This window comes from Bacillus sp. bc15, assembly GCF_900142585.1.
Lineage (GTDB): Bacteria > Bacillota > Bacilli > Bacillales > Bacillaceae_G > Bacillus_A > Bacillus_A cereus.
Window position 1 is genome coordinate 1103536 of record NZ_FRBJ01000001.1, and the last position, 19067, is coordinate 1122602.

Below are 19067 nucleotides of genomic sequence, written 5' to 3' on the forward strand. Positions count from 1 at the left end.
CAATGCGAAAGAAAATTTGGTTTATATGCCTTGCATTATTTATTACTATGATTTTCACTTCATGTAATGCAACAAATGCAAATTCGAAAGGGAAAATTAAACTTGGTGTAACAAGTTGGAAAGAAAATATTGCAACTGCAAACATGTGGAAAGTTTTATTAGAAGAAAAAGGCTACAAAGTTGAGCTCATGTATTTAGAAAAAGCCGCAATTTGGACTGGTGTTGCTCGTGGCGATGTTGATGCGAATTTAGAAGTATGGCTACCAGTTACAGATAAACCGCTAAACGATCGTTATAAAGATGATATTGTCTTAAAATCAAAATGGTACGAAGGTACTGGACTAGGTTTAGTCGTCCCTTCTTATATGAAAAATATAAACAGTATCGAAGATTTAAATGCTCATAAAGATGAACTAGATAATAAAATTGTCGGTATCGAACCCGGTAGTAGTCTTATGAATTTAACGAATAAAGCAATGAAAGAATATGATATAAAACTAAAACTTGTCCAATCCTCTGAAGCTGCGATGATGAGTGAACTAAAGAAAGCATATACAAAAAAGAAACCAATCGCTGTTACGCTTTGGAATCCGCATTGGGGGTTTTCAGAATTTGACTTGAAATATTTAAAAGACCCTAAGAAAGTATATGGTGAAAAAGATGACATTTATTACTCCGTTCGTAAAGGTTTCGAAAAAGATCACCCAGATGTTATAAAATACTTTGATAAATGGAAAATGAACGATGAACAGCTCGGTACGTTAATGGTCATGTTAAATAAAACAAAAGATCCTGAAGAAGCTGCGCGAAAATGGATTAAAAAAAATCAAGCATTAGTTGATGAATGGGTAAAGGATTAATAAAAAGGCTAGAGAATTAATATATCCTCTAGCCTTTTTCATCTTATTTTTTCGTAACAACATCATCTACAATCCCATATTCCTTCGCTTCTTCTGCAGTCATAAAATAATCTCTTTCTGTATCATGTGCTACTCTTTCAATCGGTTGGCCTGTTTTTTCTGCAATCATTTTATTAATATCATGCTTTAACTTTAATATTCTTTTCGCAGTTATTTCAATTTCTGTTGCTTGCCCTTGTGCACCACCAAGCGGCTGATGAATCATAATTTCACTGTTAGGGAGCGCAAACCGTTTTCCTTTTGCTCCAGATAATAATAGCAATGCACCAAATGATGCCGCAAAGCCCATGCACAGCGTTTGCACATCTGGTTTAATTAAATTCATCGTATCTAATATTGCAAAACCTGCTGTCGTTGAACCGCCGGGGCTATTGATGTATAAGAATATATCTTTCTCTGCATCTTCTGCTTCTAAAAATAATAATTGAGCTACGACACTACTCGCTACTTGATCATTAATTTCTGAACCGATAATAATAATGCGGTCTTTTAATAACCTTGAATATATATCATAGGAACGTTCTCCTAATTTTGTTTGTTCTACTACATATGGAATTGCATTCATTTTAAATCCCTCCAATACTTGTTATGCTGCGCAAAGCATACAACTGTAGGAAGAAGGTTGTTTCACATTAAATAATAAGACTGGCTGTTTAGATGGTAACTTAGTAAAATCTATTGACGGAAGCAGTTTCGTTAATAATTCCGGTCTCTCTTCTCGAATAGACGTTACTACAACTTCCATATCATCTGTGAATTCGACTATCTCGACCCCTTCTTCACTTACAGTTTTCAACCTATTTCTACTCCGGAATAAAGAAGCTTTCACTGCACCTTCTGATACAGAACACACTTTAGCAATATCAGCGATACTATATTGAAAAACATCTTTTAATAATAAAATTGAGGATTGCTGTACATTTAATGAAGACAATACTTTCCCTACCATTTCATGCAAATCTGCAATGTTCTCATGTGGTTCTTCAGAAGTGATTTGTTCTCTTATTTTTTCATGAACAGACTTAGACTTCATCTGATCTAACCAACGATTTCTTGCTATTTTATAGACGAGTGTCATACAAATATCTTTATTTCTATATTTTTGAAGTACTTTACACACTGTTTCTTGGGCGAGATCTTCCCCATCCCATTTGTTTTTCGTTAAAAAAATACAGTATCTTTTTAACTCTCCATATTGTTCAATTAAAAAGTTTATATTTGAATGATTCATATCGATACGGTTCTTTAAAACATGAGTTACTTTTGTGCACAAAATAACCACTCCTTTTCAGCGCTTACTTAATAAACGATTCAACATTAAAAAAAGTTACGGGGATATAAAAAAATAATGTTTATGTTCAATAATTCGCGGTCATAAATATGTTATGTACAATTTTACATGAGGAGGAACAAATTTGCCAAAATTAACAATTGAAGGTGCGGGAACATTTGATGTAAAAGAAGGAACGAAGTTAGTATTAGCAATTGAAGATAGCGGTGTCAACATTCTTCATCGTTGCGGCGGGAATGCACGTTGCACAACTTGTAGAGTAGAAATACTAGCAGGTGATTTCTGTGAAGCGAGTGCGAATGAGAAACATGCAATGACGGAAAAAGGGATTGAAGATCATTTACGATTATCTTGTCAAATGCGTGTACATAAAGATATAGTCGTTCGTCCGGTACTTACAGTTGAAAATTCAGGTCTTGATGCTGGACCGCGTCCGGCGGAGTAAAGCGATGAATTTAAAACAGCTCGCTGGCGAATATGCCGCTAACTTTGTAAATGATGGCATGAAGATTGGGCTTGGTACAGGTTCTACTGTATATTGGACAATACAAAAATTAGGTGAGCGTGTAAAAGAAGGATTATCATTTCAAGCTGTACCGACATCAAAGGAAACTGAAGCATTAGCACATCAACTAAATATCCCCCTAATTTCGTTAAACGACGTACAAAGTCTTGATCTTACAATTGATGGAGCGGATGAAATTGATTCAAATTTACAACTTATAAAAGGCGGTGGCGGTGCATTACTTCGTGAAAAAATCGTTGCCTCTTCCTCTAAAGAACTAATTATCATTGCTGATGAATCGAAACTTGTAACACATTTAGGTACTTTTCCATTACCTATTGAAATCATCCCTTTTTCATGGAAACAAACCGAAAATAAAATTCAGTCTCTAGGATGTCAAACAACATTACGTTTGAAAAATAATGAAACCTATATAACCGATAACAATAACATGATTATCGATTGTATATTCCCTAATCATATTTCTAATCCTGCCCATTTACACACTCAATTAAAAATGATTACTGGTGTAGTTGAAACAGGGTTGTTTATAAGTATGACGAGTAAAGTAATTATCGGCGCTAAAAATGGGATAAAGGAATTGTAATAAAAGCTAACTTTTTAAAGTTGGCTTTTTAGTATGTTCTTCTCTTAATAGCGCTTTATTATGATATACTATGAAAACACAAGCTGATTACACTAGAAAGGACTGAACATTTTGCAATCCAAACTTATAACAGAACTTGCTGATTTAGAAACTGCCTTTCATATTCGAAAAGAAGTATTTGTAAAAGAACAAGGTGTCCCTCTTGCAGATGAATTCGATACATTCGATGAAATCGGAGAGCAATGTAAACATATTTTAGTTTATTATAATGAGCTTCCTGTAGGTACAGGGCGTATACGATTTGTTGATGGCGTCGGAAAATTAGAACGTATTTGCATTTTAAAAGATTATCGTACATACGGATTAGGTAAAGTCATCATTCAAACGTTAGAAGAAATTGCTCGTAACGAACAAGCTACAAAAGTGAAACTACACGGGCAAACACAAGCTGAAGGATTTTATAAAAAATTAGGTTATGAAACTTCTTCTGATATATTTATGGAAGATGGCATTCCGCATATACTTATGACGAAAATGTTATCATAATAAAAAGGGTAGTGTATGAATCTTATGTATTCATACACTACCCTTTATTATTAATAGAAAAGTGAATTCTCAAGATTCTCTTTTGAAATCAAAGCCCATCATCTCTTAGTTCATATCTAGGTAAAGCTTACACTGTTTTCCATAATGATAATGCATAAATCCAGTTCGGATCACCATTTCCTTGATAACTCTGGACTGCTTCATATACTTTTCCTTCGTGTAGAACTCTATCTCCCTTTTTATATGCTTTTTTTGCATCCCACGCTTCATGTGAAGCGCTTTCAGTTTTTGTAGTAATTGTGAATATATCACTCTGTACGGATTCATTTCCAGCTACATCAACAGCTTTCACTACATATTTATAAGTAGTATTAGCGAGCAGATTTTTATCCATATAAGAAGTTGTATTGGATGTTGCAATCTTTTTCATTGACCCTTCTGTTTCTCTATAAATATCATAATGGTCTACACCAATATTATCGTCAGATGGACTCCACATTAAATCCACACTTGACGCTGTCGTTCCCATACTATGTAATCCTTTTGGTTGTGTTGGTGCTTCTGTATCAGGAGTCTCAACTGTCGTTTTTACTGTAAGCGCTGTACTTTCTTTCGATACATTGCCAGCTGCGTCAATTGCTTTTACAGTATAAGAGTATTCTGTACTTGGTTGTAACTTCTTATCAATAAAATGAGTCCCTGGTACTGTATCAATCATCTCTCCGTTACGGAAGATTTGATATCCTTTTACCCCTACATTATCCGTAGAAGCGTTCCATGTTAGTTCTACACTATTCGCTGTTACTTTTTGCGTCTGAAGTCCATTTGGAATACTTGGCGCTTCTATGTCTGGTTTCACATCATTAATAAGATTAACATCAATTACATTATAGAATGCATTTGCTGTATCAGCTACATCCCATACTGCTAAAATCACATGATATCCACTACGATCAGTAGGTACATTGATTTTATGAGTTAAATTATTTGAAGCTGCAGAACCATCATGTTGTACAGTTCCAATTGGTTCGAAATCTGCTCTTGTTAGCGCTTTATTTGGATTCCATCCTTTTTTAGTAATATAGTAATGCCACTTACTCGTTAAGTGAGGCGCAGTATACTTCCAAGTAAATGTATTTTCCCCACCAGTGATTGTATTTTTAAACCAACGATTTGCTGTTTGTTGATCTAAAATACCACCAAATTTTCCGCCTGCTGAAGCAATTTGTCCATCTACTGGACCACCTTGTGGGAAACCTTTTGGAGCTTCTAAACTTTGTGGTTCATACATAACACTTCCACAGTTTACATTTAGCGCACCATAAGTTGAACTACATAAAGCGGATCGGCTACCGGGCTTTTCAACAAAACCGTGCGCATAAGCATTTTGAGGAATAAGTGTCGTACTAATAATTCCAGCTGTTAATGCTACAGCTCCTAAACTTTTTTTGTTCATTTTCATATTTTGTAGTTGTTTTAAAAATCGATTATTCATGTTCATGTCTCCTTCTTGTTATACTTTGTAGTGGAATGTGGGCTTTGATGTAAAAGAATAACAAGAGACAAACTTGTACCGATGTATGTGTTAATTATGCATACACCGCAGTGAAATTATATTTTTCTTGTGAAACATTTCACTTTATGAATATATCATGACATAGAAATTACCTAAGTATGTGCAGAAGTTGTGCAGAAACAGTGAAATTATTACTAACATGTAAAACTAAGTCCTAACATTTTAAAATAAAATTTGAATATATTTATCTATCATCTTTACTTCATAATTGACAATACATTTAACTGGTTAACTTTTATTCTTATACTTATATCTCTCAGTGCCTTAGTTTTAACCATACTAGATATTAAAAATAAGAATTATAAAGTTAAATAAAAAGCATCCTATTTAGATGCTTTTCTAATGTATAATTTCATTTTTTCACTGACCTACAAATATAAAAATTTCATCAACAGCTTCCTTATATCCACCTGATTTTTGGAAAGATTTCTTCAAATTCAAAGCAACTTCTTTAAATGACGGATTATTTAATACCATTTCTACACTTTCACTTAGTTGATCCGCAGTTAATCCTTGCATTTGTAATTTTATTCCTGCTCCAAGACTCTCCACTTGCTTTGCGACTACTGGCTGATCTGCACTTTGCGGTATTACAACGAGCGGAACCCCGTTATACAGTCCTTCATGCGCACTGTTCATCCCGCCGTGTGTAATAAATAGTTTCGTATATGTAAGCAGCTCAGTTTGGGGTACATAGTTTTTCACAATGAAGTTTTTAGGAATTTCGCCTAGATCCCTTATTTTTGTTTTACTACCAATAGACATAACAATTGTATGCTCACTATTCTCAAAGGCCTTCATACACAGTTTATAAAAGTCAATCGCTTCATTAAAAACAGTACCTAATGAAATATAAATCGGACTTTTTTCTTCAATTGAAGTAAAATCAACGTCTCTGTTTTTCATTTGTGCAGAGATAGATGGTCCTACAAATTTATATGTTTCATCAAACGTATCACCAAAAGGCTGGAACTCCTTAATTGTATACACAATAGTAAGGGGTGCAGGATTACAGAAAACTTCATACGATGATTTTATTTCAACACCATATTTTTCAGCAATTCCCTTCGTTAAGTTTTGAAAATCATTCTGTATTTTATCATGAATTTCTACTGGGATATTTTTTGACAGATGACCTAACATTTGCTCAAAAGATTTTTCATCCTGCGCAAAAGATGTACATGAATTTATGGATGGCAATTTAAGAATTTGAGCAATTAAGTGCCCACAGCCAAACATAGAATCATGAATTATGTAATCAAAATGTTCACCTTCAATTTGTTCTAGAACACTAGGTATAACAACATCTGCTGTATGTAGAAGACCGTTTATTCTTTCCTGTAAATAATTTCTGCCTCCAGATAGAAACGCTTTTATAAATTTTTGATCGTCAATCGTTCGTACAGTAGCACCTGTCTTCTCAATTCGTTCCCTAAAAGCTTCTATTGAAAAATAAACGACCTCTTCACCGCGAGAAATCAACTCTTCTACAACTGGCAAAGTTGGATTTATATGTCCTTCTGATCCAGCGTTAATAAATAAAACACGCGCCATTATAAACACTCCTTACGTTAAATCATTCCTATGTTGGCAAGAGTATAGATCCCCTTCGTATCATATTCCTGCTAAATTGACCTAGCAAGTCTAAAACCGAGATCTTCTATATGAAATGTAGGATGGCTTCGACGACGACAAGTAGCGCCGCACCCTCTCGCTGTTTCAGCCCAACTACCACCACGAAAAATGCGGTATGATCCGTACACTGTTTCATCATACAAATCATAACACCATTCCCAAACGTTCCCTAGCATATCATAAAGTCCCCATGCATTCGGTTCTTTTTGGCCAACGTCATGAATCTCTCCATTTGAATTTTCATTATACCACGCTATATCATGAAGTTTCCCGTATGTATATCCGGTTGTACTTGCTTTACATGCATATTGCCACTCCGCCTCAGATGGTAATCGGTAGCCATTTGAATCTAAATTACATTTCACAATTTGACCACCATCACTAATAGAATAATATTCTTTTAATCCCGCTTTTTTTGAAAGTACATTACAAAACGCAATGGCATCGTTCCATGAAATATTGACAACTGGTTTATGATTTTTATCAAAATTATTTAATGTACTATTTGTAATAGCATCATATAGTTCCATTGTTACAGCATACTTTGCAAGAAGAAATGGTTGAATTTGTACTAGCCATTCTTTTTTTATTCGATCATCTCTTAATACTACCTCTCCAGCTGGAATATTGACCATTAATGAATCGATTAGTTGAATTAAATCGTTAGTCATTTTCTATTCCTCCAAACGTTCATTTTATATGAACTTAAAGTCATATACTCATTACAAAATACAATTTTCAAAAAGCGTTAAATTTTTCATAATAAAAAACGATTAGTTTTATTAAACTAATCGGTAAGATTCACAAAGAATTTTTGTGTTACATTCTATAATTATATGTGCTCTAAAAATTTCCGAACCTCATTTGGAGATTTTAAAACAATAACCTTTTTCTCTTCCGGCAATTGCTCTAACCCTTTTAAAATTGTAGGTCGTTTAGCATTAGGATATTCCCATATCCATTTAAAAAATTGCAAATCAAATCTTTCTTCACATCCCGCGCCCATATCTGGTCTTGTTTTATTTCGGTATTTTACAATTCTTTTAAAAGCCCTATAAACACAAATTGTTCTATGAATATCAAGGAAGATAATTGTATCAGCTGCATTCAGTCTTATACCCATCGTCCCGCCATAATTCCCATCAATAATCCATTTCTCATCTTTAATTAAGTTATTTTGAACTGTTATTTGTTCTTCTCTCGGAACACCTTCCCAATTCGGTTTCCAAAATAATGCATCAAGATGATGCACCTTAATATTTAATTTATTCCCTAACTGCCTTGCTAATGTAGATTTTCCTGAACCACCAGAACCAATTAATATTATTTTTTTCATAAAGGGCTCCTTTTTAAAATCGATTATTTCCTCCGTAACATAAACTCACAAAGTATTCCCACTCCAACACCAATTGTATAAGCCACTACATCACTCCACAAAAAACCGTATCCCAACACGAGTCCCCCCAAAGTCGTTGCACGAATGCTATCTATCCATTCCGCATGATACAATTGGCTCGCTTCAATCCCGTAGCAAAACATTAAACTAATAAAAGCCAACTTCTTCGTCTCTGTTTTAGGAAACAAAAATCCAAAGCCAGTGAAAATCATTAATGCCCATAATGCATCACCTAAATAATCATTTAATAGATGTGGTAGTGCAAAAGCAAACTTTCTTGAGCTAAGACCTAAAATAATAACAACTATAGTAAATAGTGCATATACTACTCTATTTCGTTTCGTATTCATTTTAAAGTCTCCTAATATGTAATGTAAAACTGTAAATAGCTAGTAAAACAAAGTTATTTTACTAGCTATTTATTGATTGCTTTTATGATAAGAAAATGTGGATTCATATTTAAATAATGATATGATTTTTCGCTTACTTCTTTCATTTTTTCAATTGCCTTCGGTTCCACTATCTCTTCTAATACAAAATAATTTGTAGTTTCATTTAGTATGTCTTGTAATGATCTTCTAAAAAACTTGACTTCAATAGTAATATTCGGTTTAACCCAAGTATCTATTAATAACTGTTTTTCAAAATAATTTTCACATGGAAACTTTGTGAAATCCATAAAAGGATGATGAATAGAATAAATAAGTTCTCCACCTGGCTTCAATACACGACGAAATTCTTGAAATACTTGATTCCAATTTTCTATATAATGAAGAGTTAATGAACTTACAATCACATCATACATATTATCTTCAAATGGCAATGTTTCTTGCAGATCATGACAAAGGAACGTCGCTTCTTCTCCTATATTTTCTTTTGCTGCTTTTACCATTTCAGGACTTACGTCAATTGCTGTAACATTTGCTCCTCTTCCTATGAATTGAGAAGTATACCATCCAGCTGCACATCCAGCATCTAGTATCTTTTTTCCTTCTAGTTCCTTTGAAATAAGCTCCATCATCGCCGGTCTTTCATAATAACTGTTATATGGATTTGCGAAATCTAGATTTTCTTTATATGTACTCGCTAATTTATCATACGTATCTTTAATCGAATCTTTCATTACACACACTCCTAATACATATTAATTCATTAACTCCTGCTGCTTTTTCTTTGAAAATGATTGTAATACTAAATCATACGACCAATCAATCATTTTATTTATTTGCTCCTGTTCTATACCCTTATGAATATAAATAGTATTCCAATGTTTTTTATTCATATGATAGCCTGGAATAATTGTTTCTGGATAATCTTCTCTTATTCTTAATGCGACTTCTGGGTCACACTTCAATGTAATCGCAGCTTTTTCACCTTCTTCATGATTTACTATCGCAAATATTTTATTATTAAGCCTCATACATGTTGCACTCCAGCCATCTGGAGAATCTTCTTTCGCTTTTCTTTTCGATAAACAGTACGCTCTTGTTGCATTCATTTTAATTGGCACCTCTTATTCTTTCCCTGTTTGATTACGATGCATCACAATTTGCTTCGTTGTTTGAAATTGTTGCTCACCATAAAACTTTATTAGCTTCTCTCCGCAAAATAGACTAACAATATCAATATGAGATATTTCTCGAAGTAATATTGTTAGCATCTTCTCTCCAATACCATTATTTCTTACACTCTCATGTACGACAACATCTTCAATGTATGCTCGAAAAATACCATCAGAAACGACTCTAGCAAATCCAACTAATTCATTTTCTTCCCATACTCCAATGGCTATGCTATTCTTTAACATTTTTTCAATATCGACTTCTTTTCTTTCTGGCCACCAACTGACAGAATCATAAAGTTTTTTTATTTTTTCTGCACAGATTGGTTGTTCTTGTTGCAATTTATACGTGTACATATTCTTTCTCCCATCAAACAGTATACATAATATTATTATAATCTCTTTTCAAAAAAGTGCTGACTATGACCTTTCGGGTGATCTTCAACAATACCATACTCCCTGTAACCGTGCTTTTTATAAAATTCTGGTGCTTGAAAACTAAATGAATCTAGCAATATTAATCTACACCCTTTTTCCTTCGCAATACCCTCAATTTCATGTAAAAGTTGGCTGCCATAACCGTCATGACGAACTGATTCATCAACCCATAAAAAGTCGATATGAAGGTGATAAAAATACATCGTACCTGTTACGCCACCAAAAATTTTTCCTTCTTCATTTTTTACTACGAGGCGTACTTCTTCCATCGTCTGTCTTGCCTCATCTGTTAAGATGGACATATTATATTGAATAACTTTATTTTTAATATATTCTCCTTCAGTGCGTGTACCGTGCTTTATATGTTTCATTTATATTGCTTCCTTTCAGCTTAGTAATCTACATTTTATTTTTTCTCTTTAAAATACTAATACATACGAATCCACCATATGTAACAAAGCATGAAAAGCCAATTATCCCTGGTACAGAGACATATCCTACCCTTATGTAACTTATAACCGCAAAACAAACAATAGACAATAAAATAGATGGCCAAAATATAAGAACTGTTTTTCTTCTTCCTCGTTTCGATGTACTTTCTTTCTCTCCAGAAACACGTGTGCCAAAAAGCAATACAATACAAATAAGGATCGCTGTAAAGTAAATTGTATCTAATGACAAATCGTGATCATATAGTGCGATTCCAACTTCAAGAGCAATAATCGTTAAAATTAAAATAATGATTGTTGAAGTCTTTAAGTTTCTTTTCAACCGTTCACTCCTAGCATGTTTTCACTATATTCTTTGTATATGTACTTTAAAACTACTGCAAAAGCTTCATCTACCTCTTTATTTTCACGGCGATTCGGTAAATCTTTTCCCCTCATCACATAAAGAAGCGGAAATTCGTTAAACATTCCTATTATACCAATAAATTCAATATCGAATATAAAAAAACTTTTCGGCAGCTCATATCAGCTATTTAAATAAGAAAAAGGTAGCATGAATTTTTTCTTGCTACCGAAAAATATTTATTCTTCTATAGGATTTTCAGGACCGTTAAGTTCCAGCTGATAAAAAGCTAAATCTAGCCATTTATTAAACTTATAACCAGCTTTTTTTATTGTCCCTGCATGAACAAATCCATAGTTTTGATGCAAGGCAATACTTTTTTCATTCTCTGCATCAATTCCAGCAATTAAGGTCATATACTCTCTTTCCTTCGCAATTTTGATTAATTCTTTCATTAATGAAGACCCAATGCCATTTTTTCTATATGCCTTATCTACATACACAGAATGTTCAACTGAATATTTATAAGCAGGCCACGCTCTAAATGGGCCGAATGTCGCAAACCCTACTACTTTATTATCTAATTCATATACGAAAATGGGATACCCTTCAGCCTTTTTTTGTTCATACCAATCTATTCTATTTTCAAGGGTTACAGGTTTATACGCATATACAGCTGTTGTATAAAGTATCGCATCGTTATAAATATCTAAAATGTATGCTAAATCTCTTTTCGTTGCTTCCCTTATCATTATTTTCTTCCTTTCATCATGTTCATCTTATTTCACTATCTTTTTAATAGTTTTATTTTATCGAAATTTCCGATTTTTATCTACATACGAATACTAGCTTTTCGGAAACCATCAAATATATTTATTGCAGCAGATAACATATAAAAGAAAATTCCTCCCCCAATGAGCCACGTTTTAAACTCCTCTGGGGAAATAGTAAATGCAATTGCCAAATACGTAATAAATCCTGCGTTAAATAAATGTGGATTTACTACAATTACAATGAATACTATCGTCCCAGCTACTTGAAGAATAGCATTCCCAATCGCCAATCTTTGAGTCCATTGTCCCTGCACCAATTTATAAAGGGATATACATATTTCAAAAACAATCATAATTACAACGATTGGCCAGTACTGCAATAAAACATCTTGATTAAAAGTTGGCGAAACAAACTTCAGTCCATTTGCCGTACCGTTATATACGCCAACAAGATGATTCGCATAAAAGTAAAGTGTAGCCCAAACTGCTGTCCACATTAAACCTGCAAAAACTTCAAACTTCGAGATTGCTTTTTTCTTTGGGATATACGAGATGTTTTTCAAATCATCTGGTGTCTATTTTTTTAAACTTGTCGTCAACGGCTCGATACCTTTGTCTTTATCTGTTCTTTCTAAAATAACAAACACAAGTGTCAACCAGAAAAATACATGGAGGCCCACTTCAAAAATTTCCCCAATGCCTTTACCTATCAATTGTAAAATAACATTTAATACCGCTTGATCACCACTATAGCCTATAAAATTTTCTGCAACCATTGATATGAGTGCAATGACAGCTGCGATTGGTATAATCATTTTTAACAACGTTGTATATACATCAAAATAACGTGGTCCAATTAAATGCATCGGTCTATCCAAATAACCATTAGCCAATGAAACCGGACTCCCCAATTTTTCGAGAACGCTCTTTACATCTTCCTCATTATAATCTTCAGGTAACATATCATCTATAGTTGACCTTAGTTCAAGTGTAATATCTTCACGATTTTTTTCAGGTAATCTCTTCGCAACCTCTTGGATATAGAGATCAATTAAATTCATTCCCTTCCTCCTCCTTTAATAAGTTATAAAGTTCTTTCGAATCTTTTATCCATTCTTTTTTCAACTGCAAAAATATTTCTAATCCATAATCACTTAAAACATAATACTTACGAGGTCTACTCTCCGTTTTATCCCAACTACTCGTCACTAATTCCTGCTTTTCTAATCGGCGAAGTAGTGGATATAAAGTACTTTGATCAATTGTAACCCCTGATTGCTCCAATAACTGGACAAGTGAATATCCGTACTGTGGCGTTCTTAATTGGCTTAAAACAGCTAACGTTAATGTCCCTCTTCTTAACTCAGTAATTAACGAGTTTAATAAAGTATCCATTCACTCACCTCATTTCCATTACTATATGTCATACAGTATGTGTTTTATACTATGTATCGTACAGTATTAGTGTGACAAAAACTGTGCTTTTTTTACCAAAAACAGATAATGAAAAGCGCAAATTATATGATTTGTGCTTTTTTAGCTAAGTTATATATATCTATAACACTCTAAAAGGTAGCAACCTTAACTACTAATTTTGAAATTCCAGTAATGCTATATTAAGTTACAAGTATCGTACACATATGATGTGACCATAACATATCACTATAGGAAGCTAATAAAACGGAAAATTACCATGGTTGAATGATTCCTGTTTTATTCTTTAGGCACTGTTGATTTCACACTGTTTTCAGCACCTAATCAACGTTATTTCCTTCATAAACTTCATCTTGTTCAAAATCTCTATTTTTATTTGGTTTATTAAAGTAAAATAAAAAAACAATTAAATTAGGTTAATTGTTTTTCAAATGCAAAATCTTTATTTTTTTAAATAACCTATGATATTCGAAAAGACAAACTCTCCAAATGCAAGTGGTATATAAATAAACCATAACTTTAATATTGCCTTTGTTTCTTTGTGATCAGAATCCCCCATTAAAACCAGCCCAATCCTTTTTCTTCTAATATTTTCATTTTAATTCCAATAACAAGGAAATTATACCATTTATTAATGTTATAGTCTATGTTTTCTAAAAATTAGATAAATAAAATTTTTGTATTCCCTCAATATTCAGATAAACGTAATAATTTTTTTACGTTTCATCTTCAAAGTCTATAATGACTCCTGTTAGAACTGCTTCATTACCAATCGATTGGATCCCGTGACCAATAAAATCCATCTTAAATTCTTCCCACTCTAACTGCTCTTTTGTGATTCATCGTCACATTATGATGAATCACTCATACATTATCTAGAAGTAAAAACCCTAATTCACTTTTCTCTTAAAGAGCACTATTCAAATGTGCTCTTTTTAAGTCTGTTCGAATAAAATTAAAAATCCTACTGATAAACAAAAAATCTCGTTTATCAATAGGATTCATTAGCTATATATAGCAATTATAGCGAACTCCATCGCCTATTACTAAAGTCGAACTGATTTAAGTAATATAAATTCCCCTTTTTCTTTAGAAAATGGAACAACCTCTACAATCGCCTCAACATTAATTACTCCGTAAACATGCGGATATTCTTGACCGTTTGAAGCAAGTTCATATTTTACTTCTGCTTTTAATAGGGCTGGATCAATTGTAAGTAATAAAACATCTTCTTCATGCTTGAAATATTTTTCTGCAACTCTTAAAGCTTGATCTACTAATGAACAATGAATAAATCCCTCTTCTATAAGGGAATCTTCATTAATTTTTCCAATTATTTTTGCGATTTCCCAATTACTTTTCGTAATTACTTTTGTAATCATAGTAACTCTCCCTTTTTAATTTATGTAATGATATAATAACACTAAATTTTCAACACGTTCTTAATAGATTGGGGACTTATAATGGATAAACCTCTCACTACATTACAAACTATTATTATACATATGAATACAAATGAGCATTGGCATGATTTTATTTGTTACTGTCAGCATCGCGAAGCGGGACTTCGAAAATTAGCTTATAAACATTTAGAGACATTTATTTCCAATGCAAAAACATGGGAATCAAAAGATCAAGAAGAGTTTGCCATTTCGCTGTTTACTATTTTAGATGCATTAAACGAAAAAGATGAGGGCTTAACTTTCTCACTAAATAGTTTTCTAATTGACATTCTATATAGATGGACAGAAAACAACCCGATTGATTCAAGACCTTTTAGATGGATAGGAATTTATATGGACTCTAGCAATAAAGAAGACGATTTAGAAAAATCCCTTCGAAAAGCGATTGAATTAGGTGGTGATACCGAACAAAAAGCCATGATATACCTAGTTTCTAATTACATCAATACTTTAGAATTTGGTACACATGAATTCCCTTCAGGTTATTGCGGAGATTTAAGCGAATGTATAGAAAAACTTCCCTATATGCTTCAATTAACTAATAGAATTCAGAATAAGAACATAAAGGAGCAAAACATTGGTCAAATACAAGAACAACTACACCTTATTCTAGATTGGTTAAAACATACACAAACTCCAGTAGATGCTGTTCGTACATGGGAAAAAGAACAAACTAAGGAATTAGAAAAAAGCATCGTATATCATTTAAACAACAGCTCAAGTCATTAATTCGTCTACCATTTTAATATAAAAAAGAGGATCTTCATACTGTACTAGAAAATCCTCTTTTTATATTTATCCCACATTAGCTTGCAGTAAAACTCCCCACTGATTATAGTTTTACTTTATTTTAATCCTTTAATTAAAGGTGACGCTTCCCCACTATGGAAAATCCATAAGTCATGAAGTGATCTCGTACATCCAACATATAGTAACTTTGCATCATGTTTTGTATTTTTGTAATGTTCCTCATCCACATCAATTAAAAGCACCGCATCAAATTCTAAACCTTTCGCTAAATAGACAGGTACTACTGATATACCACCTTCATATTTACTTTGGTTTGCTTCAATTACGTTTACCGTTAATCCTGCATTTGTTAATTTCACATATATATCACGGCATTCATCTTCTGTTCTTCCGATTACCGCAATTGTTTTCACATCTTCATTTTGCAAATGTTTTACCGTCTTCACAATTTCAGTAAATTGATTTTCTGTATGAATTACTTTCACATCTTCTCCACTGCGGAAGACTGGTGTTGCGAGTCCTACTGGGATTTCTGCATTTTTAATTATTTCATTTGCAAATTCAATAATTTCTTTTGTAGAACGATAACTTCTTGTTAATTCATAATAACCGGTTTCTTGGAATACTTCCTTAAAAGCATTCCAATCTTCAATTCCTTGATAATCATAAATCGCTTGCGATAAATCACCTAATATAGTGAAAGAATTACCTAATGTAATTTCTTTTAATACATAAACTTGGAAAGGCGAAAAATCTTGCGCTTCATCAATAACAACGTGATGAAACTTCTGCCCTATTTCAATCCCTGTTATACGATGATGTATGTATATTAAAGCTGGTAAATCTTCTACATACATTTCTTTTTTACGACAACTCTTTTCTGTTTCTTGAACAAGTTCTTCAGGTAATACCTCAAGTATTTCTTTACTTTTTACTATTGAACTATACAGTGATAGAGCACTCATTTTCGGCCAAAACTTCATATATGCGTTCAGTCTCTTAGTCGCTTCTTTTTTTAGTAATTTTTTCTCGTTTGTTTCCCCGAATTTTTTAAGTTCAATTTCAATCCAGCGCTTCATTCGTCCTACTAATCGTTCTCTTCTTTTCTTTAAAGGATAATGTTTATATTCAACTTGCATCCATTTTTTAATATCTTCTACTGGAATAATCGCTCTATCCCACGCCTCAAAATCTTTTGTCGGAACTAACTCATTTTCAAATTGGATCATTCTCTCTTCAATATACGTCTTAAATTCCAACGTACCCTTTAATTTACCTAGCATTACCTTCTTTTCATCACGATTAATTGAAAATGCTTCTTTCAATTTTTCTTCTGTCTGCTTTAGTATAACTGAATCATCTAACGTACGTAATGCCCAATCCGAAAACGTTGTTTGACTAATATTCCCTACACCTAATTCAGGAAGTACACTCGAAATATAGTCTAAAAACAGACTATTCGGCGCAAATACGATCATTCTCTCAGCTTCTAGCTGCTCACGATATTCATAAATCAAAAAAGCAAGGCGATGTAAAGCGATTGTTGTCTTTCCGCTCCCTGCAACCCCTTGAATAAGTAATGGTAAATTTCTTTCCGCTCGAATAATATCATTTTGTTCCGATTGAATCGTTGAAACAATATCCTTTAGCTTATTATCTTTATTCTCACCTAATCGATATAGAAGAAAATCATCGGCATGCGATACATCTTCATTTCCTTTTACATATGTATCAACAACACGTTCAAGTTCTCTTTTTCGAATAGAAATGTTTCGTTTTAAATACACATCACCTTCTACTAACCCATCTGGTGATTGATAAAATGCTAATTCTTCTCCACCGGTAAATGAATAAAACATACTTGCGACAGGTGCTCTCCAATCAATAATGATTGGTTTCATCGTGTCCATATCCGAAACCCCTACTTTTCCAATATAAATCGGCATAACTGCTTCTTTACCATCTTCCTGAAAATCTAACCTTCCAAAGTACGGCTCTTGCACACCAATACGTAAATTTTGTCTATTAGACTCTCTCATACTTTCAAGAATTTGCTCTTTAAAATCTTCTCCATAATAAACTGGGATTTTTTCAAGCTTATCCAATTGCTCATCCATCGTATGTAAAGTATCCTTCATTTTTTGTAACTCATCTTCAAATATGTTGCTCATTTCGACGATTCCCTCCTGTCCGTTCTAATTTTTCAGTCGAAGTATTATTGTATTAAAAATCCAATCATAAAGTCAATAGTTTCCATTTTAATTTTTCGAAAAAACTTACTTTTCATCTTTCTAATTTAAAAAGAATATGCAACATCTAAATCACACAAATACACATATAGTATAGTGATGCATGCAAAAGATACTACTTTCTATTTGTCTCCTATTTAATTTATTTATTAAAAAACATTGTAAAAATTAAAGACTTTAATCGATGGGCGTTTTACTGCCCATAAATAGTAGGATAAACAAAAGTAAAGGAGGCTCTTCAAATGAATGTCGCGAAAAAGAAATCACTAAAGTTATATTTACTTATTTTTGTATTAACTGTTTTGGCCAGTGGATGGATTGGGGTATTTCTAGATTCTCTTCTAACAAATCAACCTGAAGGAAATACTTTAGGTATGGGGTTATGGCTAATATTACCTTTCCTCGTAAGCATTTTACTTAGAGTTATTAGCCGAGATTGGAATGATTTTGGCATCAAGCCAAATTTGAAAAGAAACTTTATATGGTATTTCACTGCACTACTTATTTATCCATTCGTTACAGTAATAACGATAAGCATATCGCTCATTTTTGGAGTAGCTCATATTGCTAGTTTTGATATATCCACGTTATTGTCACTCATAGTCATGTCTACTATTGGTAACTTTATTAAAAATATTTTTGAAGAGTTTTCTTGGCGTGGTTATTTAACTCCAAAGTTGATTGAACTAAATCTAAATGATTGGTACATTTATATTATTTCTGGTTTAATTTGGGCACTTTGGCATGCTGCATATTATATAGTCTTTTTGCCAAATGAATATTTTGAATCTATCTCAAGATTAAATATGCTTTTATCTGGCTGTATCCTTATGGTTTGTTGGTCAATTATGTATGTTGAAATATATAGACTTACAAAATCCGTCTGGCCATGCGTTATCATGCATGCGATCGAGGATGCTGTTCCTACTGTTTTAGTTACCATAACAGGGATTATTACCCTTACAAACAGTAGTGATTTTTGGTTAAATCCTATTAGCGGGGTCGCTGCTACTGTTTTATTTCTCGGAATTGGAATCGTACTAAGAACTATAAGAATAAAAAGAGAACGACAATTATTCACACAATAAAAAGCAGATAATGAATTCGTCATTATCTGCTTTCCAATTTTTA

Annotated in this window: 23 protein-coding genes, 1 pseudogene and 1 riboswitch; of the genes and pseudogenes, 6 read left to right on the plus strand and 18 right to left on the minus strand. The window is 33.0% G+C overall.

From position 1 onward, the window contains the following. Positions 1-2 precede the first annotated feature (2 nt). On the plus strand, positions 3-860 hold the full coding sequence (locus tag BUA87_RS05505; RefSeq protein WP_001227615.1) for a glycine betaine ABC transporter substrate-binding protein: 858 nt from the start codon (positions 3-5) through the stop codon (positions 858-860). Between the two features lie 43 nt (positions 861-903). Here the strand turns inward: BUA87_RS05505 and clpP are convergent, their stop codons facing one another. Then, positions 904-1485, minus strand: a complete 582-nt coding sequence (gene clpP / locus BUA87_RS05510; RefSeq protein WP_000991612.1) for an ATP-dependent Clp endopeptidase proteolytic subunit ClpP — start codon at positions 1483-1485, stop codon at positions 904-906. A 21-nt stretch (positions 1486-1506) separates the two neighbouring features. Further along, positions 1507-2193 (minus strand): RNA polymerase subunit sigma-70, encoded by a 687-nt coding sequence (locus tag BUA87_RS05515; RefSeq protein ID WP_072938724.1) that lies wholly within the window; start codon positions 2191-2193, stop codon positions 1507-1509. Positions 2194-2335: 142 nt separating this feature from the next. On the opposite strand from BUA87_RS05515, the gene BUA87_RS05520 reads away from it, so the two are divergent. From BUA87_RS05520 to BUA87_RS05530, 3 genes are all read left to right on the plus strand, one after another. Further along, positions 2336-2656: a 2Fe-2S iron-sulfur cluster-binding protein gene (locus BUA87_RS05520; protein ID WP_001125388.1), complete on the plus strand. Its 321-nt coding sequence runs from the start codon at positions 2336-2338 to the stop codon at positions 2654-2656. A 4-nt stretch (positions 2657-2660) separates the two neighbouring features. Further along, positions 2661-3323: a ribose 5-phosphate isomerase A gene (gene rpiA / locus BUA87_RS05525; RefSeq protein ID WP_001049982.1), complete on the plus strand. Its 663-nt coding sequence runs from the start codon at positions 2661-2663 to the stop codon at positions 3321-3323. Between the two features lie 111 nt (positions 3324-3434). Next, on the plus strand, positions 3435-3869 hold the full coding sequence (locus tag BUA87_RS05530) for a GNAT family N-acetyltransferase (protein ID WP_001190868.1): 435 nt from the start codon (positions 3435-3437) through the stop codon (positions 3867-3869). Positions 3870-3996: 127 nt separating this feature from the next. Here BUA87_RS05530 and BUA87_RS05535 read toward each other — a convergent pair whose 3' ends face one another. The 15 genes and pseudogenes from BUA87_RS05535 to BUA87_RS05600 form a co-directional block, all read right to left on the minus strand. Further along, the gene (locus BUA87_RS05535) at positions 3997-5364 is read right to left on the minus strand and encodes a lytic polysaccharide monooxygenase (RefSeq protein ID WP_001065161.1); all 1368 of its coding nucleotides are present in this window, start codon (positions 5362-5364) and stop codon (positions 3997-3999) included. Between the two features lie 441 nt (positions 5365-5805). After that, entirely contained in the window at positions 5806-6999 is a 1194-nt protein-coding gene (locus BUA87_RS05540) for a macrolide family glycosyltransferase (protein WP_000124876.1), read from the minus strand. Between the two features lie 71 nt (positions 7000-7070). After that, the gene (locus tag BUA87_RS05545) at positions 7071-7751 is read right to left on the minus strand and encodes a formylglycine-generating enzyme family protein (RefSeq protein ID WP_000180346.1); all 681 of its coding nucleotides are present in this window, start codon (positions 7749-7751) and stop codon (positions 7071-7073) included. A 161-nt stretch (positions 7752-7912) separates the two neighbouring features. Beyond that, positions 7913-8416, minus strand: a complete 504-nt coding sequence (locus tag BUA87_RS05550; protein ID WP_000720562.1) for a DNA topology modulation protein — start codon at positions 8414-8416, stop codon at positions 7913-7915. 23 nt (positions 8417-8439) lie between these two features. After that, complete coding sequence (locus tag BUA87_RS05555) at positions 8440-8826, minus strand: ribosomal maturation YjgA family protein (RefSeq protein ID WP_001093460.1); 387 nt, start codon at positions 8824-8826, stop codon at positions 8440-8442. A gap of 65 nt (positions 8827-8891) precedes the next feature. Further along, on the minus strand, positions 8892-9599 hold the full coding sequence (locus tag BUA87_RS05560; protein ID WP_000655265.1) for a class I SAM-dependent methyltransferase: 708 nt from the start codon (positions 9597-9599) through the stop codon (positions 8892-8894). A gap of 21 nt (positions 9600-9620) precedes the next feature. Continuing rightward, complete coding sequence (locus BUA87_RS05565; RefSeq protein WP_000994614.1) at positions 9621-9974, minus strand: MmcQ/YjbR family DNA-binding protein; 354 nt, start codon at positions 9972-9974, stop codon at positions 9621-9623. Between the two features lie 15 nt (positions 9975-9989). Beyond that, positions 9990-10394 (minus strand): GNAT family N-acetyltransferase, encoded by a 405-nt coding sequence (locus tag BUA87_RS05570; protein WP_000288977.1) that lies wholly within the window; start codon positions 10392-10394, stop codon positions 9990-9992. A gap of 35 nt (positions 10395-10429) precedes the next feature. Next, the gene (locus BUA87_RS05575) at positions 10430-10846 is read right to left on the minus strand and encodes a GNAT family N-acetyltransferase (protein WP_072938727.1); all 417 of its coding nucleotides are present in this window, start codon (positions 10844-10846) and stop codon (positions 10430-10432) included. A 28-nt stretch (positions 10847-10874) separates the two neighbouring features. Further along, positions 10875-11246: a hypothetical protein gene (locus BUA87_RS05580; RefSeq protein ID WP_000827991.1), complete on the minus strand. Its 372-nt coding sequence runs from the start codon at positions 11244-11246 to the stop codon at positions 10875-10877. After that, positions 11243-11392 (minus strand): hypothetical protein, encoded by a 150-nt coding sequence (locus tag BUA87_RS31220; protein WP_000481403.1) that lies wholly within the window; start codon positions 11390-11392, stop codon positions 11243-11245. The genes BUA87_RS05580 and BUA87_RS31220 overlap by 4 nt, the downstream gene beginning before the upstream one ends. Before the next feature lie 114 nt (positions 11393-11506). Beyond that, positions 11507-12019: a GNAT family N-acetyltransferase gene (locus BUA87_RS05585; RefSeq protein ID WP_000617523.1), complete on the minus strand. Its 513-nt coding sequence runs from the start codon at positions 12017-12019 to the stop codon at positions 11507-11509. 80 nt (positions 12020-12099) lie between these two features. Beyond that, positions 12100-13101: pseudogene (locus BUA87_RS05590) on the minus strand (hypothetical protein). Beyond that, positions 13088-13435 carry a PadR family transcriptional regulator gene (locus BUA87_RS05595; protein ID WP_000380302.1) on the minus strand — a complete coding sequence of 116 codons (348 nt, stop codon included), beginning with the start codon at positions 13433-13435 and terminating at the stop codon, positions 13088-13090. The pseudogene BUA87_RS05590 and the gene BUA87_RS05595 overlap by 14 nt, the downstream one beginning before the upstream one ends. 1027 nt (positions 13436-14462) lie before the next feature. Then, positions 14463-14524: riboswitch (Fluoride riboswitch) on the minus strand. Then, the gene (locus BUA87_RS05600) at positions 14521-14856 is read right to left on the minus strand and encodes a DUF952 domain-containing protein (RefSeq protein ID WP_000629080.1); all 336 of its coding nucleotides are present in this window, start codon (positions 14854-14856) and stop codon (positions 14521-14523) included. Its footprint overlaps the riboswitch before it by 4 nt. Positions 14857-14937: 81 nt before the next feature. Between BUA87_RS05600 and BUA87_RS05605 the strand changes: the two genes are divergently transcribed. After that, complete coding sequence (locus tag BUA87_RS05605) at positions 14938-15666, plus strand: hypothetical protein (RefSeq protein WP_000360509.1); 729 nt, start codon at positions 14938-14940, stop codon at positions 15664-15666. Between the two features lie 116 nt (positions 15667-15782). Here BUA87_RS05605 and BUA87_RS05610 read toward each other — a convergent pair whose 3' ends face one another. Beyond that, positions 15783-17858: a HelD family protein gene (locus BUA87_RS05610; RefSeq protein WP_000065167.1), complete on the minus strand. Its 2076-nt coding sequence runs from the start codon at positions 17856-17858 to the stop codon at positions 15783-15785. A gap of 320 nt (positions 17859-18178) precedes the next feature. Here BUA87_RS05610 and BUA87_RS05615 point away from each other — a divergent pair, with 320 nt between their 5' ends. Beyond that, positions 18179-19024 (plus strand): CPBP family glutamic-type intramembrane protease, encoded by an 846-nt coding sequence (locus BUA87_RS05615; protein WP_016512686.1) that lies wholly within the window; start codon positions 18179-18181, stop codon positions 19022-19024. Positions 19025-19067 lie beyond the last annotated feature (43 nt).